Source organism: Nostoc sp. NMS7, assembly GCF_017115085.1.
GTDB lineage: Bacteria > Cyanobacteriota > Cyanobacteriia > Cyanobacteriales > Nostocaceae > Nostoc.
Window position 1 is genome coordinate 1 of sequence record NZ_JABXKJ010000042.1, and the last position, 9,813, is coordinate 9,813.

Here is a 9,813-nt window from a genome sequence, read left to right on the forward strand (position 1 = left end):
GTTCTCCGACCCATGCTAACCATAAAGGTTTGAATACTCTCAAGTTACCTTGAGCATTGAGACGTTCAACCCGCAGGAGTAACATCGGACGCGCTGCCGCTTTACGGAAATGTAAATTCTTCCAGAGGCTAACCCTTACTCGTTGTAGTTTCGTAGTGGCTTTTACTTGAAATGCAGCGTTGCGAATTGTGGCTGACTGGATAATTTGAATCACGAACGAAAGGGCGACAGCGAAAATGAAAGCGGGATTAAAAATAATTCCAGCCCAGGCTTTTAGTGGATATAAAGTAAACCCCGGCAACCAAGACCAACCAGCCCATACTTGCTCAAAAAAGGGAAACAGTGCAGCGCCGCCGAATAATGATTGCCAATAACTATCCGCAGTAAACAACACTCCGACCACAAAAACTAGAGAGCCAAGCGCAATTCCACCCACGCTTCCTGCTTCTGAAAAATGCTCCATTATAGAGGCTAAAAAGCGGGGAATAATCGAAATTAAAAGTACAAGCCATTTAGCCAGAGTGTGAAAAATATCTGCTTTCTCTTGAGGTTTACGGGCTGGCGCGGTCAAAGGAGTACGCCCATCTGAAGCTGTTAAAGGTGGTTTATTACTTTCCATTATTTCCTTAATTGTCTGAATTAATTACTGGGGCATTTTTACAAGCTGTTGATGAATCGCCCTTCCAGGTAAACTTACGATTCTCAATTCTCCCCGCACAAATGTTGCTGCGGTCGTAGACGAAAATCAATTCATCCGCTAAATAATTTTGAAGTGTTTGCTTCCTTAACCGAGGGCGGGTTTTTGAGTTGTCGTAGTCAATCAACCGCAAGCTTCTCCCCTCTGGCAATAGTCCAGTTTTCTGAATTAAATCAGCAGTAGTTTCGCGCTGCTGGATGCGGTCACGGTTTATTTCTTCGCTAACCGCTAACTGCTTTTTCGTTGCAAAAGTTGTATATTCCGACGGCATTTGCAAAAACAATGGAGCAAGGATTAAGGCTCCCCCAAGTGCAGCAACAGAGGATGGGAAGATATATTTATCTGCTCTGGATGGCATGATTTTACTGGGGACATCAACTGCCTCAGATAGATTTATCGGTTGGTCAGATTGGATTTAATTTGATTGATAAGTGCCTCACATAAACCTAATTGCTCCTGAAAAGACAATTCATTAAATCGCTCAGTAGTAGGGGTAATGCAACCATCTACTTTATGAGGGTCGTAATATGAGTTTGCATCTGCGGTCATGGTTCCGGTTAATGATGAAAGTAGCCAGAGTCTTTCGGAGTTGTTTAATTGCTCAAATGTCTCCCCCCAGATTTCTTTCATCTCGTCAATTAGGCTTGATGCGTTGGTACTCATAAGAAAATCCTCTATCTATACTTTGCAGAAACAGTAACAACTCGCTCCACTAGTTCGTGGGATTGTGGATAATCCTTCACAGCTTCGCGCACTGTTTTGATGTCCCCATCTTCTATGCCATTTGCGACTGTCATCGCGTTATCCCAGCCGCCCAGCTTCTCCGCATTAGCTCCTAATTGTGTGTGGGCTAGCGTGTCTTGAAATTCTGTATTTTTCATGGGCTTTAAATCTGCTCACTCGGTTTTTGCAAGATATAACTGATTTACCTCCACTCCCCACAGCAGCAAGAGTGAACATTGTGTTTCTTCCGAAGTACAAAATTCTAAAATATCTAATTGCGATAAACCCAGTCGTGGCAACAAAAAATGCAACTCTTTGATTGACTTTTATGCGGCTCCCTTGAAACTGCTGGCCATTGCGCTAAGTGCTAATTTATTCGGCTGTGTAGATTGGACTTGCACTGCCTCTACTTTTGATGCTGCTTGCAGATTACACTGCTGAAAAACTAACTTCTCTATGCAAGAACTGATTGCTTGTGTTGGTACGTCTTGAGGTAAATTAAATAATTCGCACAATTCCTGAACTGCCAGAAAGCTGATGGTTACGCGCCGAGATTCATAGTTCATTATTTAGACTCCCTTGGAAATTTCGGTTAATAGTTTTAAACCGAGTGCGTTGACATATTGGGGATTCTTTAAGGTTGTAAAACCTAAAGCCGCTAAGTTCTCATCCACAACTGGCAAAGAAACACCGCCACCCCAGGCGACAAGGTATTTCGCTCTATCAAGGTGATTACCAGCAGTCACAAAGTTGGCGAATTTCTCAATCCTGGTAGACCACCATTCATCCAGACATTCGCCGTACTCTGCCTGAAAATTCTTGCCAGTAAGAGCGTTGCCTCCATAGATGAAAGTCCCATCTAAAATCCCTTGGTTAATAAGGCTGGGTGAGTGTTTTATATCCCTGGACAATAAACTCACTCGGTCGTTTCGCTTGTCGAGAGATTCGGCAATCATGCTGTGCAGTTCACCGGCTCCACCTTCAATCAGGTGTCTGTCAATCACCGCGCCACTGCCATTAAAGACAGTCGCTAACCAAGTCGCGCTCCCGATATCGAGTGCGATCGCTAATTCTGAGGGGTCAAGCATTAGACTTGCTTCACCAAATAAGCAGTAGGCAATGCTTCCAAAACCTTCGGGGTAAACCTCTGGGACAAAAATCTCAACTGTTTTGGTGACAATGGAACGAGTTACAGGGTGCAGATGTTCAAAGGTGTGAGTCCCTGACACTCGGCGTTTAATCTCAGCTGCCCAGCGTTCTGGGTTGTGGTTGCTTAAACTAATCGAAAGTTTCATCCCATTGGGAATATTGAGAACAGCTAAGTCTGCAAGGATGCTTTCTAATGCCAGTTCTGCTTTTTTGGCTTTATCCTCGTGCAGTAAGGTGTGGTCACTTTGAGCGATCGCTGCACTGCCCCAGAAAAATTGAACGTCTTTTAAGTCCAGGCGCGTTCCTTCTACATAACGCACCCATGCCCCATCTTTTGAGATGGTTTCGTGGTGCATGATGTTGCGGCTGCGAACTAGTGAGTATGCGGCTGGCATCATGATCGAAAAATCACCGATGATTGCCTTGCCATACCCTGCACCAGAGTCTTTTCCGGCGATGAGGTTAGTTAGCCCGGAATTGGCTAACAAGTCTGCAAAAAGGAGCCAATTTTTGGCATTGGTGTATACGGTTGTCATGGTTCAGATAATTGTTAAAGTCTTGTTTTTTCTGGCAAGGCGTTGATTTTTAGGCAAATCTAGACAAATCCAGATATCCAGTTAGAGGTTAGCCAAAGCATCACTTTCTGGCTTCTGTTGCCTTTGTTGAGTGACTTTTTCTGGCTAATGATGTTATGGTAGCAGTGTGTGCATTTTACATTAACTACTACAAAGTAGCAAGACGCTACCGTTTAACAACAAATAAACTAATGGGAGGAAGTAGTATTCTATGAATTGTTCACAGAATGAGATTATGAGTAAACGAATATCGGTTGTGCTGCCAGATGATATAGGAGAGGCTGTAGAGAAAATGGCAGAGTCAGAAATGCGATCGCTCAGTCAGATGGGAGCAATCTTAATCACTGAAGCAGTAAAATCTCGGCAAGGTGAAACACCAGCACCGAAGGACAAAAAAGATAAAGGTGCAGCATGACCGACTCTAGCCAACCAGACTTAAAGCGCTCTAAGGGGAAATTCGACCCAGTAACAGAGACAAGGGACTGGTCAGCTGCCGCATCTGAAGAACGTTGCAAAAGGCTTGCCAAAGCGAAAGGAAAACGATTAGTCGAAATTATCGATACTGAAGACGAACCCTTACCAATAATTTGTATTTTTGAGGATTACCCAGATGAGTGAAACAGCTACCCAAATACCAATCACTACCATCATCCCCATGCTGATGGCAATCGGCGATCGCTCCTGGCAACAATTTAAAGCTCTAGAAATTAATTTTGCTCAAGAGTACGGTGTGGAGGTTTGGGAGGATGTTTTCAACTTTCGCCTACTGCCAGCACTAGATAAAGAATCAAACAGATGGTTATTGGTTCAAAAATGCAGTCAAGGTATTATCTCAGTCAAGAACGTGGCGTAGCGATCGCCGCAAGATGCGCCAAAAAAACAAAATCCCATAAGCAACACTTAACGCTAATTTCAAATGATTAATTTTTAATGTCGCCAATGACTACCGTGAAAGACCCACCTATGGATTTTCAACTCCCGCCGCACAATAAAGCGGCGTTAGAGATGCTTAGGGAGGCGAAAGACTATGAATCCACTGTTGCACTAGCGGCTAGTGGTGCTGCGCTGGCTACAGGTGGCATAGTTCATCCATTGGGCTGGTTACTTTTTGGATTGGCTTATAAGCCGTTGGTAGCCACTCAAAAACTGGCGCGGCTGGAAAAATTAACAGCCTCACTTTTGGATGAGTTTAAAAGTGAAGGGATACAAGTTTTTCCAGTGCTAAAAGTAGAAGATAAGAACCCTATCGACTTGTTTGTGAGATTTGAGCGAAAAATTCACCTGTTTATCTCCATTCGCTCAATAGGAGATAAGGAGATTGTCTACAACGAAGCCAGAGAGGTTTTGCAGATCAAGAGGAAAGACAAACATGGACTAAAAGTGTGGAACCCTTGCCCACTGCTTGAGTTAGCAGATTACGAAAAGTGGTTAAGCAAGAACAGAGACTTGTTTGCAATGTCTTCCCGTGAAGCGACAAAAACGCCCTCAGCAAAAGTTTTGGTCTTATGGCCTCCCACCAAGGCGGCTGTTGATCACAATTCACACCTTTATTCTGAAGTTGGAAGTATGAAAATTCTGGCTCTTAGAAGAAAAGGCACTGCATTTATTATTCAACAGGAGGAAGTAATCGAGTTTGTCAAGGCGACTTTAGCCAAGTACTCATAGGCAAAACAACGAAAACCCCGCGTCCCGGTAGGACAGCAGGGTTTTCAAACGGAATTGGGGTTATCGGGTGTCAAGCCTAATTAATATCCCTAACAGTAATTTTATCGTACATGATTCGGTGTAAAGCCAATGTAACACTGGCTCACCAGATGTAAACAGCGTTTTAGGAATTTTATGTAATTTTGTTCTTATATTCTGAACGTTTGTACTAAAAGATTACTTTCGGGATAGCTCCAATTCCTCCAACACACTTTAGGAGGAATAGCTCTCATGTCACCATTACAACAATTTAATCACTCAGTATCGGCGCAATCAGCAGATGCTCAAGGGGCAAATTCTGCCTCGGAGACAGAACAAGACTCTGTTGGGGATAGCAAAATCAAGTTTGCGTTTAACGCAACTGGAAAAAACAAAGACTGGGACTTTAAGAAGCTGGCCGCTAACTTCATTGATGTATTCGGCACTCTAGCCGATGTCCAGCAACATATTAAAGCAGGTCACGCCATCTGTGCCGGATTGTTAGGCGGGAAATGGCGCAGTAAGTCCAATGTCATCGGTTCTCACTGGCTACTACTCGATATTGATAATTCCGATGTTGCCCGTGATGGTTATGACAAGCCAATTAAAGACGAAAACGGGAATTACATCAAAGTTTACGATCATCAATTAACCATAGAAGAAGCCCTAGCCCATCCCTTCATTAAAAAACACTGTGCTTTAATTTACACTACTGCCAGTCACAGACCAGACTGGCATAAATTCCGGTTGGTTTTCCTTCTGCCCCAATATGTTCAGGGTGCTGATACTGTAGAAGCTTGTACACGCTTCCTCATGCAGCAGTTGCCCCATGACCCAGCTTGTAAAGATGCTTCCCGTGTATTTTACGGCAGCACAGAGGCAGAATTCCCGCTAGTCAACCCTGAAGCCACTTTACCAGCAGAATGGATAAGTGAAGCGATCACGATCACGCAACAGGAGCGTATTGAGTATCAGCTACGAATTCAAGAAATTGAGTCACGGCGTAAAGAGTGGCGTGAGGTTTCTATCATTGAAGGCTGGGACATTGACCAGCTAATCCAGAACGCACTTTCATTCATCCCACCACGTACCCCAGGAAGCGGTAACTATGACGAATGCCGTCAGGTGTTGATGGCACTGGTTAACCATTATGGGGCATCAGAAGCGGAAATCATAGCAGAACAGTGGTCGCCCAGCATCAAGGGTTCAACTTGGAACATCCACGCTAAGATTCGCAGTTTTCGGCGTGGGGGAATTACGATCGGAACACTGTTTCACATTGCCAAACAGTATGGCTTTCGCTTCCTGCAACGGCAGTATGAATATAACCTCGGCGACCAAGGAGTAATTAGCCGTGAACAGTGGGAGCTTGGGCGAGTCAGAGAAGACTTGAGCAGCTTCCAAAATTTATTAAAGCAAGCGTTCAGCTATGCTGGGGCGCAGCCCATCGCTCCATTTACTTCGATATTTAAAGGATTTAAAGCCCCACCATCACCTGAGCCCGAACCCGAAATTAACACGCCTCCGCCCAATGTAATTATTTACAAACCCGGCAATATCCCGTACATAACTGAAGTTACAAGCAATATCTCTATTTCCTGCCAGCCAGAAGAACATATTACCGCTTGGGTGGAAGCTGTTTCTAAGGGCTGGGCACAAATCTTAGATAATTCTCACCCTGGACTGGGCAAGTCTTACAACGCGGGGCAACTGACAGCGGCCTTATTCGGTGTTGATAAACTAATTTACCAGGATGCCAACCACAGAAACCCATCCACACTGCCCATTGAGACGAATTTTGTTGACCTGCCAGTGCGTCACAACGGCTTTAAACTAGATCCCACCCGCAAAACTCCTCTAGGTGAGGACTTTAAACTGTGGACTAAAGCGGGTGAGACTGCCGACACTGATGGGAATTGTCACAGGACTTACTTATTTAACGCCTTCCGCAACAAGAATTTTACCAGCCTTGATTTTGAAGAGAGCGGTATTAGTCCCATCTGTGGCGGTTGTTCCCTTCAAAATCAGTGCCGTTTCGCTCAAGGGGATGGTTTTGGCTTCCGCTTTCAAAAGCGCAGTGCAATTCAAAATTATTCTGAACTCAGAGCGCACCCAGACTCTACCCCTGTCACCTTAACTAACGCTGCTGACCAAACTTTCACCGTTGGGCGGTTATGGGAAGAAGCTGGTACACTCATCAAGACCGTGCGGAGCGTTGATGTGAACCGAGGCGATTTTGAAACCACCATAGGCAAGCTGCTACTGTTAGAACCAAATCTTTTGTCACAGCTGCAACCTGCACTCTTAGTTTTACACCAACTGTTTACTCAGCAACTTAAACCCACTGACCGCTACGGGTTTGATGATGCCACCATCCGGGCGCTGCTGCCCACTTTTCCCGAAAATTTAGATATCGAAGCGATTCGGCTTTTGTTTGAACCTGATTTCACTTTTCTAGAAGACTTAGACTCTATTGATATTACCCAAGATAAACAACTCAAAAAAAGTGCTGCGGCTCGTTATGCTGCCAAGAAGGTAGTTAAAGACAGCGCACGAACAGCTGTCCGGGAATTTCTTGACTTGCCTAATTACTGGTTGCCTGACTTTCTCGAAGCTTGGAAGGGTGACGGTAGTTTTCAATCTCAATGGGGTGTACTCAGCATTTACCGCCGAAATCCCAAGCATAGTGAATTGGCAAACTCCGCCCAATTTAATATTTACCTTGATGCCACTTTCAAATCCCACCAGTTGAAATTCAAATTGGGCATCGATGATCCTGTGTTAATAATTGAGCAACAACGCCCTGACTATGGCAATTTAAAAGTGGTCAACGTCACTGGGCTGGGTAAACTGCCTAAAAATCGATCTGACACTCTCAGCGCCCGTGTTAATGCCCTCAAAGAAACCTTAAAAAAACTCTACCCCACCCTTGGCATTATCGATTGGAAACAAATTGCATCCCAAATTGCAGACCGCACAGAATACGGTCACTTTGTCGATGGGCGTGGTGTTAATCGGTTTAATGATGCCCCTGCGATCGCTTCTTTTGGCATTCCCTACCAAAACATCGGTGTTTTAGCAGCAGAATATCAGGTGATGACTGGTGAACCAGTCAACCTGGAAGATAAAAACAGCACTTTCCAAAAGGATCTTACTGAACTAATCAATGCAGAAATTATACAAGAGATTGGGCGATTACGTTCACATCGTCGCCCCAACCAACAGCTTACCTTTTACTTCTGCGCTGACTATGACATAAAATTCCTCGATCGTGAATTACCAGGAGTGAAATTAGAAAGCGTTGATGCTTTCCAACTCTGCCCCGAAGCGGGTAACGCCAGTGAGCAAACAGGACACGCTATAGTCAATGCCCTAAAGTCGCTTTGGCAGTCAAAACAGAAAATTACTCAACCGGCGATCGCGAATATTGCTGAAATCTCCCAAGCCTGGGTGAGCCGATTTACCCGGCGTTGGGGGGGCTGGCAGCACTTTAAAAAATTATTACTCCTGCTATTAGATAGTCTTAATAGCGGTAGTAATAAAAATTTGGCTGACTTAGACGACGATGAAAAGTGGTTAGCCCGTAAATACTTCCCCCTGTTGATCACTGAATCAGAATCATCACCAGAAGATACCTTAAAATACATAGCTGAAGTCGCTACAAGCATTACTAATACGGAGATCCGGCGAATTTTGCACCACTGCACCCCTCAAGTTAGGGCTGACTTGCTGATGATTATCTTGCGTTCTTTACCCACCGAAGTTTACTCAAACCTACCTCTTGCCTCAGTCTTTGTAAGGAGTGCAAACCAACTGTAACTTGACAGTAATGTTAAATAATTGACTCATTCCCCGACATCCCTACCTTTACCTTGCTTCCGCAATTTATAAAGAACATGGTATAGGCATCACCGTCCCAAACCGGGTTGCATTGTACGCGCTTGGCTGAAACTGAGATGGGGTAAGCCTTTCAATAAGTGCTTTTTGGTGAAATAACTATGGTTATGCTGCTAGTTTAATCAAGTTGGAACGAAAAATCGTCGTTTCAGGCACTTGAAATAATCGAATGTACAAAAAACCTTTTTTGGCACGGTGATGCCAATCATGCACACAGAAAAAAGCGGCGTTGCATAATTAATAGAGGGATGAATTCAGCATAAGTACTATGCAATCTTTATACTGTAATTATCCTGTTGTAAGGAAGAATGGCAAGCGACGAGGTAAACAAAATTACATTTGTGTCAACTGCGATCGCCACTGCCACCACAAGCACTCTTAAATTTTTAAACACGACAATACAGCGCTTAAAATCTGGCTTTTTCTGCTGTGTTTTTTTTTGATACAGCAAAGCAGCGCTTTAAAGCACTCTTGGTTTTAATATTTTTTCCTGACTGGTTTCTCCGTAGGTCAGGGATTTTTAACGACGCTTGGCTTTTTTCAACCGCCTTGAGAGTGGGCAGCCGATGCCGGATTTCACAAACAAAAAAACTGAACTATTAAATTTATTTAATGACCCCGGACAAGAAAAAGAGGTAAACAAGGAGGACGCTCTACAAGTAGATGTACAAGTATTACCAGATACTCAGCAACCAACCAAGGATCAAGAATTAAAATCTCAAGGCCAACAAAATATTTTCATTGAGAGAAAATTCCTTTGCGGCGCGGGATATTCTTTTTAAAAATAAAAAACTTATGTCGAACACCAAGTAGCGTCTCGTAGAGAAGGGAGTCGAAATATCCCAAAATGGGTACAGGACTATGAAGACAAAGTGCGTTTAGGAAATATGCTGCCGTGATCGGAACTGGTTAAACTTGCTGAGTATAGACTGGGTGCGGAAGCTGAAAAATCTGGGAAATAAATCTGTATCTCAGATAGTTGAAGCATTGCTCTTCCGAGGGATTGAATTACCAGAGTTACCAGACTCGGAACAGGGAGCAATGCGATTTTGTGAGGTCGATGCGATTCGTTGGCTAGAAATCAAACCC

At 44.0% G+C, this 9,813-nt stretch carries 12 protein-coding genes and 1 pseudogene; 6 read left to right on the forward strand and 7 right to left on the reverse strand.

The annotated features are described in order from the left end of the window. The 6 genes and pseudogenes from HWQ38_RS03265 to HWQ38_RS03290 all read right to left on the reverse strand — a co-directional run. A pseudogene (locus tag HWQ38_RS03265) lies at positions 1-619 on the reverse strand (hypothetical protein); the annotation flags it as partial. A gap of 7 nt (positions 620-626) precedes the next feature. Next, complete coding sequence (locus tag HWQ38_RS03270) at positions 627-1,055, reverse strand: hypothetical protein (RefSeq protein WP_292789985.1); 429 nt, start codon at positions 1,053-1,055, stop codon at positions 627-629. Positions 1,056-1,090: 35 nt separating this feature from the next. Continuing rightward, on the reverse strand, positions 1,091-1,360 hold the full coding sequence (locus tag HWQ38_RS03275) for a hypothetical protein (RefSeq protein WP_292789987.1): 270 nt from the start codon (positions 1,358-1,360) through the stop codon (positions 1,091-1,093). Positions 1,361-1,371: 11 nt separating this feature from the next. Then, positions 1,372-1,578, reverse strand: a complete 207-nt coding sequence (locus tag HWQ38_RS03280; RefSeq protein ID WP_292789989.1) for a hypothetical protein — start codon at positions 1,576-1,578, stop codon at positions 1,372-1,374. 168 nt (positions 1,579-1,746) lie between these two features. Beyond that, entirely contained in the window at positions 1,747-1,986 is a 240-nt protein-coding gene (locus HWQ38_RS03285; protein ID WP_292789990.1) for a hypothetical protein, read from the reverse strand. Between the two features lie 3 nt (positions 1,987-1,989). Continuing rightward, positions 1,990-3,105 carry a hypothetical protein gene (locus HWQ38_RS03290; RefSeq protein WP_292789992.1) on the reverse strand — a complete coding sequence of 372 codons (1,116 nt, stop codon included), beginning with the start codon at positions 3,103-3,105 and terminating at the stop codon, positions 1,990-1,992. Positions 3,106-3,379: 274 nt separating this feature from the next. On the opposite strand from HWQ38_RS03290, the gene HWQ38_RS03295 reads away from it, so the two are divergent. The 5 genes from HWQ38_RS03295 to HWQ38_RS03315 all read left to right on the forward strand — a co-directional run bounded on the left by HWQ38_RS03295 (position 3,380) and on the right by HWQ38_RS03315 (position 8,646). Beyond that, positions 3,380-3,559 carry a hypothetical protein gene (locus HWQ38_RS03295; RefSeq protein WP_292789994.1) on the forward strand — a complete coding sequence of 60 codons (180 nt, stop codon included), beginning with the start codon at positions 3,380-3,382 and terminating at the stop codon, positions 3,557-3,559. Continuing rightward, positions 3,556-3,762 (forward strand): hypothetical protein, encoded by a 207-nt coding sequence (locus HWQ38_RS03300; RefSeq protein ID WP_292789995.1) that lies wholly within the window; start codon positions 3,556-3,558, stop codon positions 3,760-3,762. Before HWQ38_RS03295 ends, HWQ38_RS03300 begins: the two co-directional genes overlap by 4 nt. Then, complete coding sequence (locus tag HWQ38_RS03305) at positions 3,755-3,997, forward strand: hypothetical protein (protein WP_292789996.1); 243 nt, start codon at positions 3,755-3,757, stop codon at positions 3,995-3,997. Before HWQ38_RS03300 ends, HWQ38_RS03305 begins: the two co-directional genes overlap by 8 nt. A gap of 86 nt (positions 3,998-4,083) precedes the next feature. Next, a complete protein-coding gene (locus HWQ38_RS03310) occupies positions 4,084-4,809 on the forward strand; it encodes a hypothetical protein (protein WP_292789997.1) in 726 nt (241 codons plus the stop codon). 270 nt (positions 4,810-5,079) lie between these two features. Further along, a complete protein-coding gene (locus HWQ38_RS03315) occupies positions 5,080-8,646 on the forward strand; it encodes a PriCT-2 domain-containing protein (protein WP_292789998.1) in 3,567 nt (1,188 codons plus the stop codon). Positions 8,647-9,001: 355 nt separating this feature from the next. Here the strand turns inward: HWQ38_RS03315 and HWQ38_RS03320 are convergent, their stop codons facing one another. Beyond that, complete coding sequence (locus tag HWQ38_RS03320; RefSeq protein ID WP_292789999.1) at positions 9,002-9,175, reverse strand: hypothetical protein; 174 nt, start codon at positions 9,173-9,175, stop codon at positions 9,002-9,004. A gap of 79 nt (positions 9,176-9,254) precedes the next feature. Here HWQ38_RS03320 and HWQ38_RS03325 point away from each other — a divergent pair, with 79 nt between their 5' ends. After that, a complete protein-coding gene (locus tag HWQ38_RS03325) occupies positions 9,255-9,506 on the forward strand; it encodes a hypothetical protein (protein ID WP_292790001.1) in 252 nt (83 codons plus the stop codon). The last annotated feature ends 307 nt before the right edge of the window (positions 9,507-9,813 follow it).